The sequence below is a fragment of the Acidimicrobiales bacterium genome, assembly GCA_035316325.1.
In the GTDB taxonomy this organism is placed as follows: domain Bacteria; phylum Actinomycetota; class Acidimicrobiia; order Acidimicrobiales; family VFJN01; genus DASXTK01.
Genome location: DATHJB010000123.1, coordinates 1 through 23,564 on the forward strand (window position 1 = coordinate 1; position 23,564 = coordinate 23,564).

Annotated in this window: 23 protein-coding genes; 20 read left to right on the top strand and 3 right to left on the bottom strand. The window is 70.9% G+C overall.

Annotated features, from left to right (window positions below):
* Positions 1-39: 39 nt before the first annotated feature.
* Entirely contained in the window at positions 40-1,368 is a 1,329-nt protein-coding gene (locus tag VK611_16165; protein ID HMG42868.1) for a hypothetical protein, read from the top strand.
* Between the two features lie 94 nt (positions 1,369-1,462).
* On the opposite strand, the gene VK611_16170 is transcribed toward VK611_16165, so the two are convergent.
* A complete protein-coding gene (locus tag VK611_16170) occupies positions 1,463-2,104 on the bottom strand; it encodes a helix-turn-helix domain-containing protein (protein ID HMG42869.1) in 642 nt (213 codons plus the stop codon).
* Positions 2,105-2,407: 303 nt separating this feature from the next.
* Between VK611_16170 and VK611_16175 the strand changes: the two genes are divergently transcribed.
* From VK611_16175 to VK611_16205, 7 genes are all read left to right on the top strand, one after another.
* The gene (locus VK611_16175) at positions 2,408-3,352 is read left to right on the top strand and encodes an ABC transporter permease (protein ID HMG42870.1); all 945 of its coding nucleotides are present in this window, start codon (positions 2,408-2,410) and stop codon (positions 3,350-3,352) included.
* The gene (locus tag VK611_16180; protein HMG42871.1) at positions 3,352-4,290 is read left to right on the top strand and encodes an ABC transporter permease; all 939 of its coding nucleotides are present in this window, start codon (positions 3,352-3,354) and stop codon (positions 4,288-4,290) included. The genes VK611_16175 and VK611_16180 overlap by 1 nt, the downstream gene beginning before the upstream one ends.
* On the top strand, positions 4,287-5,432 hold the full coding sequence (locus VK611_16185; GenBank protein HMG42872.1) for an ABC transporter ATP-binding protein: 1,146 nt from the start codon (positions 4,287-4,289) through the stop codon (positions 5,430-5,432). Before VK611_16180 ends, VK611_16185 begins: the two co-directional genes overlap by 4 nt.
* Complete coding sequence (locus VK611_16190; GenBank protein HMG42873.1) at positions 5,432-6,487, top strand: ABC transporter ATP-binding protein; 1,056 nt, start codon at positions 5,432-5,434, stop codon at positions 6,485-6,487. The genes VK611_16185 and VK611_16190 overlap by 1 nt, the downstream gene beginning before the upstream one ends.
* 17 nt (positions 6,488-6,504) lie before the next feature.
* The gene (locus VK611_16195) at positions 6,505-7,749 is read left to right on the top strand and encodes an LLM class flavin-dependent oxidoreductase (protein ID HMG42874.1); all 1,245 of its coding nucleotides are present in this window, start codon (positions 6,505-6,507) and stop codon (positions 7,747-7,749) included.
* A 21-nt stretch (positions 7,750-7,770) separates the two neighbouring features.
* Entirely contained in the window at positions 7,771-8,922 is a 1,152-nt protein-coding gene (locus tag VK611_16200) for an amidohydrolase family protein (protein ID HMG42875.1), read from the top strand.
* 133 nt (positions 8,923-9,055) lie between these two features.
* Positions 9,056-10,114 carry an LLM class flavin-dependent oxidoreductase gene (locus tag VK611_16205; protein ID HMG42876.1) on the top strand — a complete coding sequence of 353 codons (1,059 nt, stop codon included), beginning with the start codon at positions 9,056-9,058 and terminating at the stop codon, positions 10,112-10,114.
* Positions 10,115-10,147: 33 nt separating this feature from the next.
* Here VK611_16205 and VK611_16210 read toward each other — a convergent pair whose 3' ends face one another.
* Entirely contained in the window at positions 10,148-10,765 is a 618-nt protein-coding gene (locus VK611_16210; protein ID HMG42877.1) for a TetR/AcrR family transcriptional regulator, read from the bottom strand.
* A gap of 63 nt (positions 10,766-10,828) precedes the next feature.
* Entirely contained in the window at positions 10,829-11,611 is a 783-nt protein-coding gene (locus VK611_16215) for a hypothetical protein (GenBank protein ID HMG42878.1), read from the bottom strand.
* Between the two features lie 145 nt (positions 11,612-11,756).
* Here VK611_16215 and VK611_16220 point away from each other — a divergent pair, with 145 nt between their 5' ends.
* The 12 genes from VK611_16220 (at position 11,757) to VK611_16275 (ending at position 23,564) form a co-directional block, all read left to right on the top strand.
* The gene (locus tag VK611_16220) at positions 11,757-12,353 is read left to right on the top strand and encodes a VOC family protein (GenBank protein ID HMG42879.1); all 597 of its coding nucleotides are present in this window, start codon (positions 11,757-11,759) and stop codon (positions 12,351-12,353) included.
* Positions 12,350-12,790, top strand: coding sequence for a MaoC family dehydratase N-terminal domain-containing protein (locus VK611_16225; protein HMG42880.1), 441 nt, complete (start codon positions 12,350-12,352; stop codon positions 12,788-12,790). Before VK611_16220 ends, VK611_16225 begins: the two co-directional genes overlap by 4 nt.
* Positions 12,790-13,197, top strand: a complete 408-nt coding sequence (locus tag VK611_16230) for a MaoC family dehydratase (protein ID HMG42881.1) — start codon at positions 12,790-12,792, stop codon at positions 13,195-13,197. Before VK611_16225 ends, VK611_16230 begins: the two co-directional genes overlap by 1 nt.
* 45 nt (positions 13,198-13,242) lie before the next feature.
* Entirely contained in the window at positions 13,243-14,298 is a 1,056-nt protein-coding gene (locus VK611_16235; protein ID HMG42882.1) for a hypothetical protein, read from the top strand.
* A gap of 14 nt (positions 14,299-14,312) precedes the next feature.
* The gene (locus VK611_16240) at positions 14,313-15,080 is read left to right on the top strand and encodes a hypothetical protein (GenBank protein ID HMG42883.1); all 768 of its coding nucleotides are present in this window, start codon (positions 14,313-14,315) and stop codon (positions 15,078-15,080) included.
* Entirely contained in the window at positions 15,077-15,868 is a 792-nt protein-coding gene (locus VK611_16245; GenBank protein HMG42884.1) for an enoyl-CoA hydratase-related protein, read from the top strand. The genes VK611_16240 and VK611_16245 overlap by 4 nt, the downstream gene beginning before the upstream one ends.
* 40 nt (positions 15,869-15,908) lie before the next feature.
* Positions 15,909-17,045: a hypothetical protein gene (locus tag VK611_16250; protein ID HMG42885.1), complete on the top strand. Its 1,137-nt coding sequence runs from the start codon at positions 15,909-15,911 to the stop codon at positions 17,043-17,045.
* A 137-nt stretch (positions 17,046-17,182) separates the two neighbouring features.
* Positions 17,183-18,778 carry an ABC transporter substrate-binding protein gene (locus VK611_16255; GenBank protein HMG42886.1) on the top strand — a complete coding sequence of 532 codons (1,596 nt, stop codon included), beginning with the start codon at positions 17,183-17,185 and terminating at the stop codon, positions 18,776-18,778.
* A gap of 17 nt (positions 18,779-18,795) precedes the next feature.
* The gene (locus VK611_16260; GenBank protein ID HMG42887.1) at positions 18,796-20,544 is read left to right on the top strand and encodes an amidohydrolase family protein; all 1,749 of its coding nucleotides are present in this window, start codon (positions 18,796-18,798) and stop codon (positions 20,542-20,544) included.
* 30 nt (positions 20,545-20,574) lie between these two features.
* Positions 20,575-21,405 (top strand): alpha/beta hydrolase, encoded by an 831-nt coding sequence (locus VK611_16265; GenBank protein ID HMG42888.1) that lies wholly within the window; start codon positions 20,575-20,577, stop codon positions 21,403-21,405.
* Between the two features lie 50 nt (positions 21,406-21,455).
* The gene (locus VK611_16270) at positions 21,456-22,997 is read left to right on the top strand and encodes an AMP-binding protein (GenBank protein ID HMG42889.1); all 1,542 of its coding nucleotides are present in this window, start codon (positions 21,456-21,458) and stop codon (positions 22,995-22,997) included.
* A 21-nt stretch (positions 22,998-23,018) separates the two neighbouring features.
* Positions 23,019-23,564 carry a nuclear transport factor 2 family protein gene (locus VK611_16275; GenBank protein ID HMG42890.1) on the top strand — a complete coding sequence of 182 codons (546 nt, stop codon included), beginning with the start codon at positions 23,019-23,021 and terminating at the stop codon, positions 23,562-23,564.

Below are 23,564 nucleotides of genomic sequence, written 5' to 3' on the forward strand. Positions count from 1 at the left end.
GGTGGGGAGCGAGCGAACGCTCGCCGAAGGGGGAGTTCCATGACCGATGCACTCGACCGGTCTGTCGCGCCCGGGAACGAGCCGGAACCTGACGGAGCAGCGCAGGTACCGGCGGCGAGCCCGCCGCCGGTGCCGTTACCGGCAAGCCGGCCGGAGCACTGGTTCCTCGCCGCGCTGCTGCTGGGAGCCGGCTTGATCCATGCCTCGATGGCGCCGTCGCATCTGGGGGAGGCGGCCGTGGAAGGCGCCGGCTTCGTGGCAGCGGCGTGGGCACAGCTGCTGCTCGCCGTCGCGGTGCTGCTACGGCCGACACGTCGTGTGCTCGTCGCCGTGGTCGTCACGAGCGCGGCGTTGATCCTGGCCTGGGTGGTGAGCCGGACCGTCGGCCTGCCGTTCGGCGAGGACTCGGGGCACGCGGCGACGGTGTCGCTCGTCGACGGGGTCTGCGTCGCCGTCGAGGCCGTGGCGTTGCTGCTGGCCGGGGGGCTGGCGCTGGGGGCCGTGCCGGCGGTGCCTCGCATCCGGGGTGTGGCGATCGCCGGGGCGATCGGCGCCGTCGTGTTCGCGACCGCGGCGATCTCGTCACCGTCGGCTCGGGACCACGCCGCGGGCAGCCACGGCTCCGACGGTCACGGCGCCGCGGGACACGACGACGGCGCTGCCGCGGGTGGTGGTCATGGCCACGGCGCGGCAACAGAGGGCGACGACCTGGGCTTCTCGGCCTTGTCGAACGGCCACCAGCACGAGAACGGCGTCGAGCCGATGACCAGTGAGGACACCGTGTCGTTGGCCAAGCAGCTGGCGGTGACCGCGGAACTGGTGGAGAAGTACCCGACCATCGCCGCCGCCGAGGCCGCCGGCTGGCGGCGGGCGGGGCCGTTCTCGCCCGGCCTGGGCACCCACTACGGGGCACCCGACTACCACCTCAACCCGGACGGGACGATGGACACGCGGGAGGACCTGCTCTCACCGATGCTGGTGTTCGACGGCCTCGGCCCCGACGCCAAGATCGCCGGCTTCATGTACCTGGCCTACGGCACCGAGGCCGAGCCCGAGGGCTTCTCCGGCCCCAACGACCACTGGCACTACCACGAGAAGGTCTGCATCGTGAGCAGCGCCGATGGCGGCATCGACACCCCGTTCGGCGCGGATCTCGAGGGAGTGACCGAGCAGATGTGCACCGAGGCCGGGGGAGCGTTCATCGACTTCACCGGCTACATGGTCCATGTGTGGAACGTGCCTGGCTACGAGTCGCCGAACGGGATGTTCACCGAGCTCAACCCGGCGATCAGCTGCCCCGACGGCAGCTACTACCGCATCCCCACCGAGGAGTTGGGCACCAAGAAGTCGGTCTGCAAGAACGCCTGACCGGCGTCCCCCGCCCGGGGAACGCGCGCGGCGACGAGTGGCGGCATGCTGCTCGTCGCCGCGCTGTCGTCATGCGGACGTCGACGGATACGGCTCATCCGTCACCGTCCTCTCGGGTTGACCGATCGCGGCGCGCCGGTGCGGTCATGGCGGCGGTTGCCATGTCGAGGAGGTTGTCGAGCCAGCGGTCGAAGGGCAGGGCGGCGCGGACCGGGGTGCCCGGCGGCGCATCCTCCAGGCGGGCGCGATCGGCGCTGAGGTGTTGGCACGCCATGATCACCGCCAGGAGCCGCTCGGTGGCGAGCTCCGGTTCCATGGTCTGGCTGAGCTGGGCGAGCAGCGCGGTGCCGATCACGCGGGAGACGCCGGGGGCGTGGTCGGCCATGGCGCTGAGGAGGATCTCCGGTCGCCGCATCTCGTCGGCGGAGACCCTCACCCAGGCGCGTGCCGAGGGGCCGTGGCGGATGTACTCGGCGATCGGCCGGACCATGGCTTCGACGAGCGCGGCGAGGTCGTCCTGGCGCCCTTCGGCGATCAACGCCGCATAGATGCCCTCCTGGAGCTGGGCGACCCGGGGCATGTGCCGCTGCGTGAGAGCGAGGCGGAGGCCGTCGCGGTCACCGAAGTGGAACTGCAGGGCCGAGCGGTTGCGTTGCGCAGCGGCCTCGCGGATCTGCCCGAGCGACACGCCGTCGACGCCACGCTCGGCCCACAGGCGCTCGGCGGCGTCGAGCAGCCGCTCGCGCGTGCGCCCGCCCCGCGCGGTGCCGGCCCGAGGCGGCGATGTCGCCGAGGGTGTCGAGGGACTGCTGTTGGTGGTCGCCTCGTGAAGCTAAGTCGTCCCGCTCAACGTTTCAAGACATACGGATTAGTTGGACTGGGTGTCGACGAGGTGGTCGCCGCTCACGCCCAACACTCCATTGACAGGCTGACTGGTCACTGGATACCTTGTCCAGCAATTGGTCGAAGGCGAGAGGGCGGTCTCGCTCAGGTCGATCGACACAGGTGAGCGTGCCGGCCATTTCCGTGGGGGACCAGGTTGCCCAAGTTCGTACTTCGTCGACTCGTGCAGGTGCTGCCGGTGCTCCTGCTCGTGTCGTTCGCGACGATGGTCCTGATCGACCTCGTCCCGGGCGACCCGGTGAGGTCGATCCTCGGCGAGTCGGCGACGCCGGAGCAGGTGCTGGCCAAGCGGGCACAGCTCGGGCTGGACCAATCGGTGGTCGGCCGTTACGTCGACTGGCTCGGCAACGCGCTCCACGGTGACTTCGGGACGTCGCTGCAGGGCAACCAGGACGTCGGCGGGGCGATCTCGCAACGGCTGCCCGTGACCCTCGAGCTCGCGGTGCTCGCGGCTCTCATCGCCCTGCTCCTCGCCCTGCCGAGCGGCATGTACGCGGCCTACCGCCGGGGCGGCTGGTTCGACCGGGCCACCGAGGCCGTGTCCTCGGCGCTGGTGTCGCTCCCCCCGTTCCTGACCGCGACGATCTTCGTGTTCTTCCTGGCCGTCAACGCGCAGGTGCTGCCGGTGACCGGTTGGGTGCCGCTCAGCCAGGACCCCGGGGAGAACCTGCGGCATGCGATCCTGCCCGCCCTGGCGCTCGCGCTCCCGGAGGCCGCCGTGTGGATGCGGCTGCTCCGAGCCGACATGGTGGCCACGCTCCAGGAGCCCTACGTCCTCGCGGCGGTGGCGAAGGGCATGCGGCCGACCAACGTCGTCGTGCGCCAGGCCCTCCGTCCCTCGGCCATCTCGCTCGTCACCGTGGCCGGGCTCAGCCTCGGCCGGCTCGTCGGCGGCTCGATCGTCGTCGAGTTCATGTTCGCCCTCCCCGGGCTGGGCAACCTGATGATCGAATCGGTCATCCGGCACGACATCGTGATGGTCCAGGGCCTCGTCTTCGTCGTCGCCGTCGCCTACGTCGTCATCAACCTCGCCGTCGACGTCGCCGTGGCCTACCTCGACCCGCGGGTCCGTCAGGGCTGATGGCCGTGGCGCAGGTCTCCCGGGCCGCCGTGAGCGACGATCAGGTCGTCGCGGACGGTGTCGCTCCCGACCCGTCGGCGCCGACGTCGCCGCCCGGAGCGGGCCGTCGGCGGCGTTCGCGGCGCCTGGGCCTGTGGCTGGCGGTGACCTGGCTGGTGGTGATCGTCCTCGCCGCCCTCCTCGCCGACCTGCTGCCGCTCAAGTCCTACAGCGAGCTCACCGGCGTCGCGGCGCAACGTCCCGGCTTCCGGGGCGAGCTCCTCGGCACCGACCTCCTGGGGCGGAGCATGCTCTCCCGGGTCGTCTACGGGGCCCGGGCGTCCCTCGCCGTCTCGTTGGGGGCCGTCCTCATCGGGGCGGTGGTCGGCGGGCTCGTCGGCCTGGTGGCCGGGTTCTACCGGGGCGGGTTCGACCACGTGGTGACGACTCTCGTGAACAGCGTCCTCGCGTTCCCACCGCTCGTGTTCCTGATGGCCATAGCGGCGACGGTCGGTGCGAACCTCGTCAGCCTGGTCATCGGGCTGGCCGTGCTCACGATCCCGACGTTCACCCGTCTCGCTCGGGCGAACTCCTCGACCTTCGCCGAGCGCGAGTTCGTCCTGGCGGCGCGCTCGATGGGCGTGCGCAACCCGCGGATCCTGCTCCGTGAGGTGCTGCCGAACGTGGTGCCCGTGCTCCTCTCCTACATGTCGCTGCTGCTCGCGGTCCTGATCATCGCCGAGGGCTCGCTGAGCTTCCTGGGGCTCGGCGTCCCTCCCCCGACGCCGAGCTGGGGCGGGATGATCGCCGCCGGCCGCCAGCACCTGGCCGACGCGCCCCACCTCGTCTTCGTCCCCGGTGTCGCCATGTTCCTCACGGTCTTCTCGCTGAACGTCGTCGGGGACCGGGTCCGCTCGCACTTCGACATCACCCCCACCACCACGGGGGGAACAGCATGAGCACCAGCGACGCCCTGCCGACGGGGGAGCCGGGCGTCGGCGACGGTGCTCCGCTGCTGGACGTCCGTGACCTGCGGACCGCCTTCGACGCCGGTGGCGGCTCGACGGTCCGCGCCGTCGACGGCGTGTCCCTCACGCTGGAGCGTGGTCGCACGCTTGGCGTCGTGGGGGAATCGGGCTCGGGCAAGACGGTGCTCTCCCGCTCGATCATGCACCTCTTCGCCGATCAGGCCGGTGTCACGACCGAGGGCGAGATCTGGTTCGACGGGCGGGACCTGCGCGCGCTGCGCCGCCCGGATCTGCGCGACGTGTGGGGCAAGGAGATCGCGATGGTCTTCCAGGACCCGATGACCTCGCTCAACCCCGTGCGCCGGGTCGGCGTCACCCTGTCGGAGGCGATGCGCCGTCACCTCGGGCTCTCGCGGTCGGCCGCGGCCGCCCGGGCCGTGTCCCTGCTCGAGGAGGTCGGGATCCCCTCGCCGCAACATCAGATGCGCGCCTACCCGCACCAGCTGTCGGGCGGCATGCGCCAGCGGGTGATGATCGCCTCGGCGCTGAGCTGCGGGCCGAAGCTCCTGGTCGCCGACGAGCCGACGACCGCGCTGGACGTCACCGTGCAGGCCCAGATCCTGGACCTCATCGACCGCGAGCAGCGCGAGCGGTTCATGGCCGTGATCCTCATCACCCACGACCTCAGCATCGTCGCCTCACGGGCCGATGCGGTGGCCGTGATGTACGCCGGCGAGGTCGTCGAGCACGCCGCGGCCGACTCGCTGTTCTCCCGGACCCGGCACCCGTACACCGAGGCGCTGGTCCAGGCGATCCCCCGGGTGGAGGACGAGCCCCACCAGCGACTGTTCAACATCCCGGGCATGCCTCCGCAGCTCGCCGCGCCGCCGACCGGATGTCGGTTCGCCGACCGCTGTCGGTACGCCCAGGACCGGTGCGTGGACGAGCACCCGCCGGTCGACTCGGACGCCCAGGCGGATGGCCACGTCGCCCGCTGCTTCTACCCCGTGGGCTCCGACGAGGGTCGAGAGGCGTTGGAGCGCAACGCCGCCCGGGGCGCCAACGCCGTCGGCACGCCGGTGCAGCTCGTCGCGAAGCGGCCCAGCCGGCCCCGGTCGAAGGAGGCCGTCTGATGGCGGGCATCGGGGCCGACCACATGCGCGACGCCGACGACGTGGTCCTGGCGGTCGAGGACGTCGTCGTCGACCACGGCAGCTCGGCCCGCCGGCGGCGAGCCGTCAACGGCATCAGCCTCGACCTGCTGCGCCAGGAGTCCGTGGGCGTCGTCGGTGAGTCCGGTTGCGGGAAGTCGAGCCTCGCCAAGGCGATCATGCAGCTGCCACCCCCGACCGCAGGCGCGGTCCGGCTCGAGGGCGTCGACCTCACCCGGCAGCGGGGGGAAGCGCTCCGGTCGAGCCGGCGCCGGATCCAGATGATCTTCCAGGACCCGATCGCGTCGCTCAACCCCCGGCGCCGCATCCGCGACATCGTCGCCGAAGGCGCCGCGGCCTGGACGGCTCGTGGGGAGCGGTCCGGCCTGCGCGACCGCGTCGACGACCTGCTGCGCAGCGTCGGGCTCGACGCCGACGCGGTGGGCGATCGCCGTCCGCGTGAGTTCTCGGGCGGCCAGTGCCAGCGGGTCGCCATCGCCCGGGCCCTGATGCTGCAGCCCGACGTCCTGATCGCCGACGAACCGGTCTCTGCCCTCGACGTGTCGGTCCAGGCCCAGATCCTGAACCTGCTGGACGACCTCAAGCGCGAGTTCGAGCTGGCGATGATCTTCATCTCCCACGACCTGGCCGTGATCAAGAACGTGAGCGACCGGGTGGTCGTGGTCTACGCCGGGCGGGTGTGCGAGGTGGGCGACGTGGCCTCGATCTTCGATCGACCTGCGCACCCGTACACGAAGCTCCTGCTGCGCTCCATCCCCGTCATGGACACCGGCCGGCGCCACGCCCCCACGGGCAATGGCGCCGCGGCGCCGGCGGCGCCATCGGCCGACGTCATCCAGCGGGGGGTCGAGCTGGTGCGGGCCGACGAGACCGGCTGCCCGTTCCGGACCCGCTGCCCGCGGGCGGTCGAGCGGTGCGCCGTCGAGGTGCCCGAGATCCGGCAGGTGTCGCGGGACCACTTCGTCGCGTGCCACGAGGCCGACGTCGATGAGCCCGCGGGACGCGGGCCGGCCTGACGGAAGGGATTGCATCCTTGAAGTTCCACTGGTTCCACCTCATGCCGTACCCGGACCTGCCGGAGGACTTCCGCGACCGGTACCGGGGGGTCTGGGTCGACGTGCCGGCGCACGAGCTCTACGACCCCGTGCGCGGTCACGCCCTGTACCACGAGTACCTGGACGAGCTGGAATACGCCGACGAGGTCGGCTTCGACGGCATCTGCGTCAACGAGCACCACCAGAACGCGTACGGCCTGATGCCGTCGCCGAACCTGATGGCGGCGACCCTGGCCCGGCGGACCCAGCGGTCGAAGCTCGTGATCATGGGGAACTCCGTGGCGTTGTACAACCCGCCCACGCGGATCGCCGAGGAGATGGCGATGCTCGACGTGCTGTCCGGAGGGCGGGTGGTGGCCGGGTTCCCGGTGGGGACGCCGATGGACACGGCGTACTGCTACGGCCAGAACCCGGTCACCCTCCGGGAGAAGTACCAGGAGGGAGTGGGCCTGATCCTCCGCGCCTGGACGGAGCGCGAGCCCTTCGCGTTCAACGGGCGCTACACCCAGCTGCGCTACGTCAACCCGTGGCCCCGTCCGATCCAGCAGCCGCACCCGCCGGTCTGGATCCCCGGAGGGGGAAGCGTCGAGACCTGGGACTGGTGCGTCGAGAACGACTTCCTCTACGCCCACCTCTCCTACAACGGCTACCTCAGGGGCCGGGCGACCATGGAGGGCTACTGGGAGTCGGTCGAGAAGGCCGGCGCCGAGGTGAACCCGTTCCGGGCCGGCTTCCTCCAGTTCGTGGGCATCGCCGACAGCGACGCCGAGGCCGAGCGGCTCTATGCCGAGCCCGCGCTGTACTTCTACAACCGCTGCCTCCACCTCTACCCCGGCTTCGCCAACCCCCCGGGCTACACCTCGCCTGCCACGGTGCGGCGGGGCATCGAGGGCCAGGTGCAGGCAGCTGCCAAGCAGAAGGCCGAGCTCACCTGGTCGGAGATCGTCGACAACGGCTACGTCGTCGCCGGCAGCGCCCAGACGGTCATCGACCGCCTCAACGATCTCGCCGACGTCATGCGGGTGGGCCACCTGATGGTGCTGTGCCAGTACGGGAACATGCGGCGCGAGGTCGTCATGGAGAACACGCGCCGGTTCGCCACCGAGGTCGCGCCCGCGCTCCGTCCCCGGTTCGAGGAGTACGAAGACCGCTGGTGGCCGACGCAGACCCTCGAGGCGCTCGCCGCGCCGCGGGCCGTCTCGTCGCCGGCGGTCACCGAGTAGCGACCACAAGAGGAGAAATGCATGGAGTCCACCAGCACGGCCATCTCCGACCACATCTCGGTGGACGACCACCTCGTCGAGCCGCCCGAACTGTGGCGCGAGCGCCTGCCGGCGCGCTTCGCCGACGAGGCACCGCGGGTGGAGCGGGTCGAACCGAACCACGACGCCTGGATCTTCCAGGGCAACGTCGAGAAGCTCTTCCCGACCGCCCAGCGCCGCGCCGACGGCGCCATGACCGTCGAGAACACGTTCGCCGACATGCGGCCCGGTTGCTACGACCCGATCGCCCGGCTCGAGGACATGGACGCCGACCACATCGTCGCCGCCCTCAACTTCCCCACGATGTCGGGCTTCGCCGGCACGAAGTTCTCGACGTGCGCCGACAAGGACCTCGGCCTCGCCTGCATCCAGGTCTACAACGACTTCCTGCTCGACGAGTGGTGCGCGGCCGCCCCCGGCCGCTACATCCCGATGGTGCTGATCCCGCTGTGGGACCCGCGCCTGGCGGTGCAGGAGATCGAGCGGACGGCGGCCAAGGGCGCCCGCGCCGTCTCCTTCTCCGAGGATCCCTACCGGCAGGGGTTCCCCTCCCTGCACGACCCCGACCACTTCTGGGACCCGATCTTCGACACCGCCCAGGAGGCCGGTCTGCCCCTGTGCATGCACATGGGTGGGTCGTCGGGCATCATCGCCCACCGCGAGGATCGTCCGTGGTTCACGAAGCACGCCATGTGCTACGTGAACTCCCAGCTCTCGCTGGCGGACTGGTTGACGTCCGACAACCTCGAGCGGTTCCCGCGGCTCAAGATCTGCATCTCCGAGGGTGGCATCGGGTGGATCCCCCACCTCCTGGAGCACCTCGACGGCATGTACCGGCTGTACCCGGAGTGGGGTCGTGACGCCGTGCCCGAGTTGCCGTCCACCTACTTCCGCCGGAGCGTGTACGGCTGCTTCATCGACGACGCCGCCGGCATCCGGTTGGTGGACACCCTCGGCGTCGATCAGGTGATGGCCGAGACCGACTACCCCCACGGCGACAGCCCCTGGCCCCACAGCCACGAGACGCTGGTGGCACAGATCCAGCACCTCAGCCCCGAGGACCAGTACAAGGTCGCCCGGGGCAACGCCGAGCGCGTCTTCGGGTTCGAGCCGTCCGGCCTCGGCCTCCTCTAGCTCAGCAAACGGTTGACGGGGTGACAAGTGGCCGTCCGCGGTGTCGTTGACTTGACACTGCGTTCAGTAGATGATCAGATCGTCTACGAATCGTCGAGCGCCTTCGCGGCGCGGTGCTGGAAGGTGTGCCCTGATGGAGTTCGGTCTCTTCACGCTGTTCGACTTCTATCCCGGTCGTCAGGATGAGGTCCGGTACTACCGGGACACGCTCGAGCTGAGCGTGCTGGCCGACGAGCTCGGCTACGACTCGATCTGGGTGGGGGAGGAGCACTTCTACTCGTTCGGGGTCTGCCCGAGCCCCCAGATCTTCCTCACCGCCGTGGCCGCCCGGACCGAGCGGATCCGCCTCGGGACCGCGATCAGCCTGCTCCCGTTCGACAACCCGCTCCGCAAGGCCGAGGACTTCGCCGTGCTCGACCTCCTCAGCGGGGGCCGGCTCGACTTCGGTGTCGGCCGGGGGGCCATCGCCAAGCACTTCCAGGGCTTCGACGTCGATGCCGGCGAGAGCCGCGACCGGTACCAGGAGGCGATCTCGGTCATCAAGCAGGCCTGGAGCGGCGGTGAGGTCGTGCACGACGGGCAGTTCTGGCGGGTACCCGGCGTCACCGTGTCGCCGGCGCCGGTGCAGCGCCCCCATCCGCCGATCTACCAGGGGACGGTGAGCGTCGAGTCCTACGAGGCCGCCGCTCTGGCCGGCGACAACGCCTTCGTCGTGCCCTGGACGACCGGTCCGCACGCCGAGCTACGGCCCCGGCTGGACCGGTACCGCGAGCTGGTGCGTGCCAACGGCGCCGAGGGCCGCGAGGCGGCCATGTTCTTCCTCTTCATCGACGACGACCACCGCCAGGCCGTCCGCGAGGCGCGCGAGGTCACGGGCCGGTACTCACAGCACATCACGTCGCACGCCGCGGCGCGCGGGGGCAAGGACCCCAAGAGCACGCTCTTCGACCGGGCCGAGTTCATGACGTCGATCCCGGACCACGTCGAGGAGCGGGGCGTGGTCGGCCGGCCCGACGCCTGCATCCGGCGCATCAAGGAGCTCGACGACGAGCTCGGCCTCGACAAGGTCGCCTTCTACTTCCATCCCGGGGCCCGGGACGTGGCGAGCGCTCGGCGGACGATCGAGCGGTTCGCCCACGAGGTCATGCCGCACTTCAAGGATGCGGGCATGCGGCTGGCGACCGGCGTGTGAACCGCGGTCGCCGCCCTGGCCGCGATGCTGGACCTACGCCAGCACCATCTCGTGCCAGCTCCGGGCGAGCAGCGGGGTCGCCTTCTCCTGGTCGAACCCGAAGTTGTGGATGACCTGGTAGTACGAGAACCGCTCGAGCTGCACGAACATGAGAAACGCCCGCAGCCGGGCATCGTCCTCCTTCAGCGGGCGCTTCTCCTTCTCGCGCAGCTCGATGATCTTGGCGCTCATCACGCCGAGGAACGCCCCGGAGAACTGGTCGCGCGCGGCGGCGAGCTCGTGGCGCTCGCGTGGGTCGCCCTGGTACCAGGCGGCGAGCACGTCCTTGGTCTCGGTGTAGAGGTCGAGGTAGCGGCCGATCCACGCCGTGAGCGCTTCGACGGTGAGCGTCTCCTCGCCGAGCCGTTCGACCAGCGCGATGGCGAGATCGAGGTGGCCGCGCTGGAACACCTCGGCGAGCACCTCGGAGCGGTTCTTGAAGTGCAGGTAGAAGGTGCCGCGGCTGATGTCGGCGACCTTGACGATGTCGTCGATCGATGTGTCCGCGTAGCCGTTCTCCGCGAACGCTGCCGCTGCGGCGTCGATGATCCGGTTCCGGGTGAGGAGCTTCTGGTCCTCACGGAGCGACGATCGGGGCCTGGAGGCAGTCATTGGACACAGTGTATAGCCACCGCGCGCGGCGGTGCTTCACAAGTCGCAGGGCCGGGGGCGCGGTCAGTGCGGCGACGGAGCGGCGAGCGCGCCCTCGGCGTCGCGGGCGTCCCGGACGACGGTGTACGCCACGGGTCGCGACTGTGACGCGATGCGGAGGGCCCAGGCTTGGCCGTCCGGCGACGTCGCCGTCACGGCGGCGCCGGACGGGACGGGGTGGGTGAACCACATCTCCAGCAGCCCGGCCGACGAGAACCGCAGGCATTGCGCGGTCCTCGCCATCAACGTCGGGCCCTGCACCACGATGTTCTTGTAGCCCGACGCCCACGCCGTGCCGGCATCGGCGTGCACGCCGTAACGCTCGCGGACCAGCCGCCCGAAGGCGAGGACGTCGGCGTCGCTCACGACGAACGTCTCCGACCGGCCCGGTCCGTCCACGACCGGATGCGGCGGGACGGTCACCGTCGCCTCCGACCCTCCGGCCCTCGGGATGGCCGGAACCCGTCCGACCGTCGTGGCGCTGGCGACGAGCCGGCCTCCGCTCGAGGCGTCGACCTGCAGTGCCACCGCCGTCCCCTCGCCCCGCCATGGTCGGGCGACGCTCGGGGTCAGCACGACGTCGACCCCGGAGGGGACCGCACCGGCCCGGCTGACGGAGCGCTGGTACACCTGCAGCGTGCCTTCGGGCCACGCCAGGTCGGCGTCGATGCGTTCGGGCATCAGCAGGAGCGCCCACAGCGCCGGCGACGGACGCTGGCGGCTCACGCCGAGCCAGTTGCAGGCCTCGCGGGTCCACTCGGGGTCGACCTCGAGCCGGGTCGTCAGTCGCCGCGGCGGGACGTGCATGCGGACACGCTATCCGCTTAGTGGACGTCGTGTTCATTTCAAAGACACTGCTGCGCTCCTCTGCTTGGCGCGGTCGACTGACGCTGTGTACAGTGAGAGGCCGTGATGTCTAGTGACTAGCGCCGATGGAATCGGAGGGTGCGCAGTGGGGGACTTCGAGTTCAGGGGGATCAACCACCTCGCCCTCGTCTGCCGGGACATGGCCGAGACGATCGAGTTCTACGAGGGCGTGCTCGGCATGCCCCTGGTCTTCACGATCGACCTCCCCAACGACGGCGGCCAGCACTTCTTCTTCGACGCCGGCAACGAGACCCTGGTGGCGTTCTTCTGGTTCCCGAACGCTCCCGAGGCCGAGCCCGGGCGGGTGGCACCGGCGCTGCGCGTCGACCAGGGCGATTTCACCTCGGCGATCGGGTCGATGAACCACCTGGCCCTCACCGTCCCCGCCGACCGCTTCGACGAGAAGGTCGAGCTGTTGCGCAGCCGGGGGGTGGACGTCTCCGAGGTGCTCAACCACGACTTCAGCGAGCGGCAGATCACCCGCCGCGTGCACGACGGGGTGTGGCTGCGCTCCGCCTACTTCTGGGACCCCAACGGGATGCTCCTCGAGCTGGCCACCTTCACCCGGCCGTTCACCGCCGCCGACGTCCGGCACGATCCGCGGACGAGCACCGGCGAGACCGTGGCGCTCGACCGGGTTCGGCGCCCGAACGCCCCCACTCCTGCCGGAGGTGCGTCGTGATCGACGAGGAGCAGGTGAAAGCGCTCGTCGGCACCGTCTTCCCCGGCGGGACGATCACGATCGAGGCCTGGGAGCACCGGCTCATGTGCGACACGCTGCTGGTCGAGCCACCGGCCGACGGCACCGCCCACCCCTTCTACGCGTACCAGGCGACCCGGGCGGGCATGGGCCTGGACCTCGACGAGATGTTCGCTCTGTGCCTGGCCGATCCCGACGACGGCGGGATGTTCGGGGAGCACGAAGCCGAGCTCGACCGCCCCCTGCGCGTCGGCGAGACCTATGCGGTGCGCGGTTCGATCACCGACGTCGAGCGCAAGCAGGGCCGGACGGCCGGCACCTTCGACATGATCACCTTCCGGCTCGAGCTCCTCGACGACCGCGGGCGGCGGGTGGCGACGGCCCGGAACAAGTGGATCTTCCCGAGGAGGGAGTCCTGATGGACGTCGCCGTGGGGGACGAGATCCCGGCCTGGGTGGTCGCTGCCGTGTCGGTCGAGAAGATGAAGATCTTCAGCGCCCTCATCCGCGACCCCAACCCGATCCACATCGACGCGGCCGCCGTGCAGCGGCTCGGCCTGGGCGATCGGGAGATCAACCAGGGCCCGATCAGCATGGGGTACCTCTACAACATGCTGGGCGACTGGCTCGGGGGCGTCCACCACGTCACCCGGCTGAGCGTCCGGTTCGGCGCCAACGTCTACGCGGGCGACGAGGTGGTCGCCACCGGCACCGTCACGGCGGTCGAGGACCTCGGCGGGCGGCGGGTGGCCACCTGCGACGTGCGCCTCGAGGTCGTCGGCGGCGCAACGGCGATGACGGGCTCGGCCGTGGTCACGCTGCCGTAGCCCGGGTTCGCAGCAACGACGAGATCGACAGCAGAGGAGCAGATCGTGGCATACAGGGTGATCCAGTGGGCGACCGGCGGGGTCGGCGGTGACAGCCTCCGGTTCCTGCTCCAGGACCCGGACATCGAGCTCGTCGGCGTCTACGCCTACTCGGAGGACAAGGTGGGCAGGGATGCCGGCGACCTGGTCGGCCTGCCCCCCGTGGGGGTGCGCGCCACCGGCGACCGCGACGAGATCCTGGCCCTCGAGGCCGATCTCGTCATGCACAACGGCCTGCTGACCCCGACCGGGTGGCCGGAGATGGACGAGGACGTCATGGCGCTGCTGCGCTCGGGCAAGAACGTCATCTCGACGGCGTCGTACTTCTACCCGGCGGCGCACGGCCAGGACTACCTGCAGCAGTTCGTCGATGCCGGGGAGGAGGGCGGCGTCACGCTGTTCGGCACGGGGATCAACCCCGGCTGCCTCCTCGATCGCCTGCCGGCGACGATGACCTCGCTCTGCTCGGACATCAAGAAGATCGACATCACCGAGAACTCGGGCGTCGCCTCGCACCCGAGCGCCAACATGATCTTCGAGCAGATGGGGATGGGCCAGGACCCGGCGACCTTCACCAAGGACGCGCCCATCGGCGAGATGTTCCGGCGCATGTTCGGCGAGGTCGTCTACCTGCTCGGCCACTACCTCGGCGTCGACATCGAGGGCATCGACGTCGAGCTCCGGCTCGGGCTGGCCACGCGCGACATCGACCTGCCGGTCGGGCGCGTCGCCAAGGGCACGATCGCCGGCACCCGCTGGACGCTCCACGGCCTGGTCGGCGGCGAGCCCTACATCTCGATGCACGAAGGCTGGCACGTCGACAACGACCTGCCCGACTGGGACACCCGGCGGGTGTGGAGCGCCCAGATCGAGGGCACCCCCTCGTACCTCCTGGAGGTGACGATCGCCCGCACCTGGACCGACGAGCAGGTGCCCTTCTACCAGGCGATGCTGCACTCGACCGCGGCGTTGGCCGTGAGCGCGATCCACGAGGTCGTCGCCGCTCCGCCCGGCGTGATGATCGCCCCGGTCTTCGACCCCTACCAGCGCCCGAAGCGCTGACGTCGGAGCCATCCATGCCGGACGAGACCGCAGAGGGACGGAGGCGCCGGGTCGGGCTCATCGTGCCCAGCTCCAACGTCACGATGGAGCACGAGGTCCCGGCCATGCTGCGGCAGGTCGACGCCGTGTCGTTCTCCTTCCACGCCAGCCGCATGACCATGCGGTCGGTGTCGCCGACCGAGCTGGCGGCGATGAACGCCCAGGGGGAGCGATGCGTCGACGAGCTCGCCGACGCCCGCTGCGACGTGCTCGCCTACGCGTGCCTCGTCGCGGTCATGGCCCAGGGGCCGGGCGCGCACCGTCGCATCGAGGGCGAGCTGCAGCAGGCCGCCCGGGCCCGGGGCTTCGACGCACCCCTCGTCTCCAGCGCCGGGGCGCTGGTGGACACCATCGCTCGCCTCGGCGCCGATCGGGTTGCGATCGTCACGCCCTACGTGCCGTCCCTCACCGAGGCCGTCGTCCGCTACCTGGCGGCCGAGCGCATCGCCGTGACCGACCAGCGCAGCCTCGGGATCCCCGACAACTACGAGGTCGGCTGCATCCCCGGGAATCGCGTCCAGTCGGCCGTGGCCGAGCTCGACCTGAGCGGAGCCGACCTGCTCGTCCTCTCGGCGTGCGTCCAGATGCCGTCGCTCGACATCATCGGTGCCGTCGAGGCGCGCACCGGGCTGCCGGTGATCACGGCGGCCACCTGCACGGCGGCTGCGATCCTCCACTCACAGGGCATCGACCCGGCGGCGGTGCCGGGCGCCGCGGCCGGCGCCTGGTCGATCGCCGCGTGACCCCGCGAACGATGCGCGACATCACCACCACGTGCACCGACGGCGTCGCCGAGATCGTGTTCTGCCGGCCGCCCGTGAACGCCACCGACGAGCAGTCCTGGACCGAGATCGCCGCCGCCTTCACCGCCCTGCGAGACGATCGGGACGTCCGGGTCGCGATCCTCACGGCCTGCGGTTCCAGGGCGTTCATGGCCGGCCAGGACCTCCGCAGCGATCCCTTCTCGATGGACGGCAAGGCCCCGTCGCGCCTCGTCGACCCCGGGAGCGTCGTCCGCGACGCCATGTGGGCGGTGTACGACTGCGCGGTCCCCGTGGTGGCGGCCGTCAACGGCCCTGCCATCGGCGGCGGGCTGGCGCTGGCCGCGCTGTGCGACATCATCGTGGCCTCGGACACGGCGACGTTCGGCACGACGGAGATCAACGTCGGGCTGCTGGGTGCCAGCGCCCAGCTCACCCGGCTGGTCGGCACCTACCGGGCCCGGGAGATGTTCCTCACCGGGAAGGTGGTGTCGGCCCAGCAGCTCGCCGACTGGGGCGCCGTGAGCCGCGTCGTGCCGCCGGACGAGCTCATGGCGGAAGCGCGGGCGATCGCGTCCGATCTCGCCGCCAAGAGCCCGATCGCCCTCCGGCTGGCCAAGGAGTCGCTGAACCGGGTCGAGGGCCTCCCCCTCAAGGACGCCTATCGCCTCGAACAGGACTACACGACGCGCCTACGCACGTTCGAGGACGCCGCGGAGGCGACACGGGCGTTTCTCGAGAAGCGTCCACCCACGTGGCGCTGGCGCTAGCGCGGCGCGCACGTGTCCACCACCAGATAGCAGGAGCGTCATGAAACTGCAGGTCGATGGATCCGTCCGGCGGGAGTGGGTGGGCCTTCCGTCGCCCACCGGTTGGCCGCGGGAGGGCTGGGGCGGGCACCCGTGCCAGGGCATCTACTACGCCCCGGCCGCGGCGAAGCCGTCGGTGGCGTTCGTCGCCACGCACTACAACCTCGACTTCACCGAGCACTACCTCGGCCCGCTCCTGGCCGAGCGGGGCTTCGGGTTCCTCGGCTGGAACACCCGGTTCCGGGGTGCCGAGGCCCTCTTCCTGGTCGACCACGCCATCGCCGAGATCGGCGCGGGTGTCCGCTGGCTACGGGAGCAGGCGAAGGTGGACACGGTCGTGCTGCTCGGCAACTCCGGTGGCGGGAGCCTCATGGCCACCTACCAGGGACAGGCCGAGCGGCCGACGTTGAACCCGCTCCCGGGCGGGCGGCTCTGCCGCGGCCTCGACGACCTCCTGCCGGGTGACCTCTACGTCTCGGTCGCCGCCCATCCCGGCCGGGCGGACCTCCTGGCCTTCATGATGGACCCGTCGGTCACCGACGAGAGCGACCCGACGTCACGGGACGCGTCGCTCGACATGTACGACCCGGAGAACGGTCCCCCGTACTCGGCGGAGTTCCAGGCCCGCTACCGGCAGGCGCAGCTCGACCGCAGCGCCCGGATCACCGACTGGGTCCACCGCGAGCTCGAGCGGCTCCGCGGCGGATCGGTCCGCGACCGCTACTTCAGCCCGCCCCGGCTCTGGGCCGACCTCCGCTTCACCGACGGCACCATCGATCCGTCCAACCGCAAGGTCCCCGGCTGCTTCCTGGGCGATCCCCGGCGCGCCAACAGCGGGACGACCGGCATCGGGCAGGTGTCCACCCTGCGCACCTGGCTCTCGATGTGGTCGCTGGAGGACTCGCAGTGCCGCGGCCAGCTCCACCTGCCCAACATCCTGATGCCGTCGCTCGTGGTCGAGGCCGACGGTGACGCGGGGGTCTACCCGAGCCACACCCAGGAGATCTTCGATCTCATCGGCAGCGAGGACAAAGAGCGGCTGACCCTGCCGGGCGACCACTACTTCCGGGAGCCCGACGGCGCTCGTGCGGACGTGGCCGACGCGATCGCCGGGTGGGTGCGCGAGCGCGCCCGCTGAGGACCGAGCCGCACCGGCAGCGGCCTCGTGGTTTGAATAGGCGCCGCGTTCTTCTAGTAGACAGTGCGTTCAGTCTATGGGTAGGATGTCGTTCGCAATTCGCGCGGTGGGCGCGACGACTACCAGGGGGGCAAGTGATGATCCGAACTCGAAGCCGGGCGTGGGTGTCCATGCTCGCCGTGGTGACCGGCATGGCGTTGGTCGCGGCGGCTTGCGGGGGCGACAGCGGCGGGTCGGCCACCACGTCCGAGTCGGGCTCGCAGGGCGCGCCAGCCGACGAGGGCACGCCGCAGTCGGGCGGATCGGCGACCTACCTGCACTACATCGATCTCACGAGCGACTGGGATCCGTGGACCATCCTCCCGTCGGGCTATCCGAGCTGGGGGACCCGGGGGTTCGCCGTGTACGGGGCCCTGGTGACCGAGGACACCCGCACCGGCGAGGTGACCGGCGAGATCGCCGAGTCGGTCGACTCCGAGGACGGCAAGACCTGGACGGTCCGCATCCGGGACGGCGTCGAGTTCAGCGACGGCACCCCGTTCGACGCCGAGGCGGTCAAGTTCAACTGGGAGCTCGCCCAGGACCCGGAGCGGGGGGCCATCAGCCTCACGCAGCTGAACGAGATCGAGTCGATGGAGGCCACCGAGCCCCTGGCGCTGACCGTCGAGCTCAAGGAGGTCAACTTCCAGTGGCCCAGCACGGTGGCGCGGTTCATGAACTTCATCGGCTCGCCGACGGCGATCCAGGCCGAGGGCGACGACTTCGGCACCGCGCCCGTCGGCGCCGGCCCGTTCCTGGTCGACGAGTGGGTCCCGAACGACACCGCGCACCTGGTGCGCAACCCGAACTACTACAAGGAAGGCCAGCCCTACCTGGACGAGCTGACCATCCAGACGATCACCGATGAGCAGCAGCGGTTCGACACGTTCCGCACCGACAGCAACGTGATCCTCTTCACCGACAACGACCTCACGCGCCAGCGTGCCCGCGACGAGGGCGCGACCATGACCGAGGACACGCTGCAGGGTGGGACGTCGTTCCTGTTCAACGCCGCCTCCGGCGTCTTCGCCGACGTGCGCGCCCGCCAGGCCTTCGCCATCGGCGTCGACATGGAGGCCATGGCCGACGTGGTGACCTCGGGCGCCGGCGACGGGGTCGCCAACCTCTTCACCGAGGACTCGCCGTACTTCGACCCCGAGATCACCCGGCCGGAGCCCGACCCCGACCGGGCGCAGGAGCTGTGGGACGAGGTGGCCGACGAACAGGGCGGGCCCGTGGAGTTCACCCTGCTCGTGACCGTCGCCACCCAGCCGTGGGGCGAGTACGCGCAGGCCGAGCTGGCCAACTACGGCGTGGACATGAAGCTCGAATCGGTGCGCGGCAACGAGATCATCCCCCGCATGGTGGCGGGCGACTTCGACGTGGCGACGAAGTCGACCACGTTCGGCGCACCCGACCCGATCTTCTACTACGCGATGCTCAGCGACTCGTCCACGAACTTCGGCTACTACTCCAACCCCGACATGGACGAGGCGATCATCGCCGCCCGCGAGTCGGAGGGAGATGCGGCGGTCGAGCAGTGGAAGGAGGCCCAGCGCATCTTCTGGGAGGACATGCCGAACCTCTTCTACGGCCGAGTCGTGCTGGGGACGCTTCCCGCCGACAACGTCCACGGCATCGAGCTGTCCACCCAGTCGCTCCTGTTGAGCGACGAGGTCTGGGTCGACCAGTAGAAGGCGATGCTGTCACCGTGACGTACGACCTCGTGCTCCGGGGCGGCGAGGTCGTCGACGGCCTCGGCGGCCCGCGAGCTCGGGCCGACGTGGCCGTCGCCGCCGGCGCCATCGCCGCCGTCGACCCGCCGTCGGCCTCCGCCCGCTGGTCCGCCGACCGGGTGATCGACGTCGACGGGCTCGTCGTGTGCCCGGGGTTCATCGATCTGCACACCCACTACGACGCGCAGGTCCTGTGGGATCCCGCGTGCACGCCGTCGCCGTTCCACGGCACGACGACGGTCGTCGGGGGGAACTGCGGGTTCACCCTGGCCCCGGCGGCACCGGTGGAACAGGCCTACCTCCTCGCGATGCTGGCCCGGGTGGAAGGGATGGACCCGGACTCGCTGTCGATCGGGGTGACCCGCCCGTGGCCCACCTTCGACGAGTACCTCCGGGCCCTTGACGGGACCCTCGCCGTCAACGCCGGCTTCCTCGCCGGGCACTCGACGATCCGCCGATCGGTGATGGGGCCACGTGCCGTGGGCGAGGCCGCGACCGCCGACGACGTCGAGGCCATGCGGGCGCTGCTCGGCGCCAGCCTGGCCGCCGGTGCGCTCGGGTTCAGCTCCTCCTGGTCGGCGACCCACAACGACGCCGACGGAGAGCCCGTCCCCTCCCGGCACGCGTCGGCGGACGAGCTCGTGGCGCTGTGCGACGTCGTCGGTCGTCACGAGGGCACCACCGTCGAGTTCATCCCCAACGTCGCCGGCCGCGACCCGTTCAGCGACGATCTCGTCCAGCTCATGGGCCGCATGTCGGTCGCCGCCGATCGCCCGCTCAACTGGAACATCCTGCTGGCCGGCCGCTCGACCGAAGCCCTCGTCCGCCACCAGCTCGGCGCGTCCGACGTCGTGGCGTCGATGGGTGGGGAAGCGGTCGCGCTCGCGCTGCCCGACCTGATGCAGCCCCGGTTCTCCCTGCGCACCGGCTTCGGCTTCGACACCTTCCCCGGGTGGTCGAAGGTCATGGCTCTGCCGGTGCCGGAGAAGCTGAAGGCGCTGTCCGATCCCGGGCTCCGGGCGGACCTGCGGGAGGCAGCCCTGGGCGAGGCGCGGCCGTGGGTCTGGGAGCAGCTCGTGTTCGAGGCCACCTCTACCGGCCACCAGGGTTGGAGCGCCGGAGAGGTCGCCGCCGCCCGCGGTGTCACCGCCTTCGACGCCGTCGTCGACGTCGCCGTCGAGGACGGGATGGACACTGTCCTGCGGCCGCCGGCGATCGACGACGACGACGAGAGCTGGGCCCTCCGGGCCGAGGTGTGGGCCGACGACCGGGTCGTGCTCGGTGCGACCGACAGCGGCGCCCACCTCGATGCGCTCTCCACCTTCAACGCACCGACGGCCCTGCTCGGACCGCACGTGCGAGATCGCGGAGTGATGGAGCTGGAGGAAGCGGTCCACCGGCTCACCGACGTGCAGGCCCGCCTGTACGGACTCCGTGATCGCGGCCGGCTGGCGGTCGGCGCCCGAGCCGACGTCGTCGTCTTGGACCCGGCGACGGTCGGCCCTGGGAGCGTGGAGCTGCGCCACGACCTCCCCGGTGGGGCTGCCCGCCTCTACGGCACCGCGAGCGGCATCGAGCACGTCTTCGTCAACGGGACAGAGATCGTGCGGGGCGGGGACCTGACCGGTGCCCGCCCCGGTGCCGTCCTCCGGTCCGGCCGCGACACCACCAGCGTGCGACCGCAGACCCGGCACCGGGCACGGCCGGGCGGGCGCCCCCGATGACGCACCACGACCGCCCAGGAGCGATTCCGCATGCAGCTTGAGCGCCACGACCTCGACATCCGCGGCCTGCCGACGGTCTACCGAGGAGGTTCCGGTCGACCGCTCGTCTTCCTCCACACGGCCGGTGGACTGCAACCGGACAACCCGTTCCTCGTCCGGTTGTCCGAGGAGTTCGAGGTGATCGCCCCGCTCGCTCCCGGGTTCCGCGACCTGGGCGAGCTGGACGACATCCTCGACGTGCGCGACCTCGCCCTCCACTACGACGACGTCTTCGAGTCGCTCGGTCTCGAGCAGGCCCTCGTCGTCGGCTACTCCTTCGGCGGGATGGTCGGCGCCGAGCTCGCTGCCCACTACCCCAAGCGCGTCGCCGACCTGGTCCTGATCGCACCGGTCGGGCTCTGGCTCGACGAGCACCCGACGGCCGACCTCTTCGCCACGCCGGTCGTCGAGCTCGACGACCTCCTCTGGGAGGACCAGGAGGCGCGGGCCGCCTACGCGGCAGCCGCCGGGACCGGGGCGGCGCAGGGCAACGGCGCGTCGGCCGGCGCGGCGAGCGACGGTGCCGACAACCGCGCCGACCACGTGGAAGCGCTGTTGGAGACGTCGCGGGGCCTGTCGGTCCTGGCGAAGTTCCTGTGGCCGATCCCCGACAAGGGCCTGTCCCGCCGACTCCACCGGGTCACCGCCCGCACGCTGATCCTCTGGGGCGAGGCCGACCGCCTGGTGCCCGTCGAGCACGCGGCCGTGTTCGAGCAGCTCATCGCCGATGCCCGCGTGACTACGTTCGCCGGGGCCGGCCACGCGCTGCCGCTCGAGCGCACCGACGAGGTGTTCGACACCATCCGGACGTTCCTCGAGTGACACCGCTGGCCGCCGCTTCGTCCGCGAGTCGAACCCAGAGGAGCAGCGAGTTGGAAGCGATCCCCCTGCCCGAGGACGGCGTGGTGTTCAGGAACGTCCTGGAGCACTTCGGCCGGGTCACGCCGGACCGGGTCTGCGTCACCGACGTCGACGGCGAGGAGTGGACCTGGGCCGAGGCCGTCGCCGAGATGAACGCCTCGGCCGCCCGACTCGAGGAGCTGGTCGGTCAGGTACCCCGCATCGCCGTCATGCTCGGCAACGGCCGCGACTGGCTCCGCGCCTGGTGGGGCGCCGCGCGGCTCGGCATCCCGGTGGTCGCGATCAACACCGCCCTGCGCGGCGAGCAGCTCCGCCACGTGTGCGCCGATGCCGAGGTGAGCCACGTCGTCACCACCGAGGCGATGGTCGCCCGGTTCAAGGAGCTCGACCTCGACATCCGGTGCATCGACCCCTCGCTGATCCGGGGCGAGCGCGGCGCCCGGCCCTCGATCGACCCCGTGGTCCACCCGTGGGACACCGCCGTCGTCAACTTCACCTCGGGCACGACGGGCCCGTCGAAGGGCGTCGTGACGACCCACCGCCACCTCTGCGCCGCGGCTGCACCGGCCTGGGGGCTGACCCACGACGACGTCGTGTTCGGCCACATGCCGCTGTACCACACCGGCGGCATGGCGCCCACCATGGCCGGCTGGAACGCCGGTGGCCGGGTCGTCCTGCGCAGCCAGTTCAAGGCCTCGACGTTCCTCGACGAGCTGCGTGCCACCGGGTCCACGTTCGTGGTGCTCGTGAGCACCATGGCGCCGGTGCTGTACGCGACGCCGGAGCGGCCCGACGACGCCGACAACCCCCTGCGGAACGTCAGCATGAACCCGCTCCTCCCCGACGCCGAGGGCTTCATGAAGCGCTTCGGGATCGACTACCTCCAGGTCATGTACGGGATGACCGAACTGCCCCAGGCCACCCGCCACGGCTGGACCGGCGAGATCGACCGGCCGACCACGGCCGGCCGCCTGTGCCCCGGGTTCGAGGCTCGTATCGTCGACGAGAACGACATGCCCGTGCCCACGGGCCAGGTCGGCCAGCTGGTCATCCGGTGCGACGAGCCCTGGACGATCGCCTACCAGTACCTGAACCGGCCCGACGCCACGGCGGCCGCCTGGCGCAACGGCTGGTTCCACACCGGCGACATGTTCAGCGTCGACGCCGACGGCTTCTACTACTTCGCCGACCGGGCCACCGATTCGCTGCGGCGCCGCGGCGAGAACATCTCGAGCTACGAGGTCGAGCGGGAGGTGCTCGCCCACCCGGCGATCAGCAAGGCGGCCTGCGTCGGCGTGGCGACCGAGCACGGCGACCACGACGTGAAGGTGTTCGTGGTCCGCGACCACGTCGACATCGACCCGGTCGAGCTCGTCGCCTTCCTGGTGCCCCGCCTCCCGTACTACGCGGTCCCGCGCTACGTCGAGGTCGTCGACGACCTGCCGCTCACCCCGACCGGCCGGGTCCGGAAGGACGTCCTGCGGGCGCAGGGCAACGGGCCGGCCACCTGGGACCGCGAAGCCGCCGGCATCGTCGTCCGGCGAGACGACTGACCCCCGACACAAGGAGGACCGATGACTGACGAACCTGTCGCGGCGGCGGAGCTGGCGTCGCTCCGGCGCCGACTGCAAGTCCTCGAGGACAAGGAGCAGATCCGCGACGTGCTCGTCCGGTTCGGGTACAACGCCGACCTCGGCCGGTTCGACGACTTCCTCGCCACCCTGACCGACGACTGCGTGTGGGACGTCTCGGGCGGGCTGCGGCTGCCGGAGGGCGGCGTCTCCGACGGGCTGGTGTCGGTCGGCCACGAGCAGGCGCGGCGGACGGTCACCGGGCCGGGGCACCTGGCCATCGTCAACCGCGAGCAGCACCTCATGGTCGACTTCATCGTCGACGTCGACGGCGACGACGCCACCGCCGTCGGCCAGCTCGCGGTCACCTTCCACGGCCCGGCCGGGTTCGGGCTCGTCACCTGCCGCATGTGCCGCACCAAGCTCCGGCGGGTCGACGGGCGGTGGCTGATCAGGGAGATCGTCTTCCGCGAGCTCGGCGCCCCCGACTGCGGCGAGGTCATCGACGCCGCCGGCCTGCTGGGCCCGGCGTTGCCGACGGCGATGTGA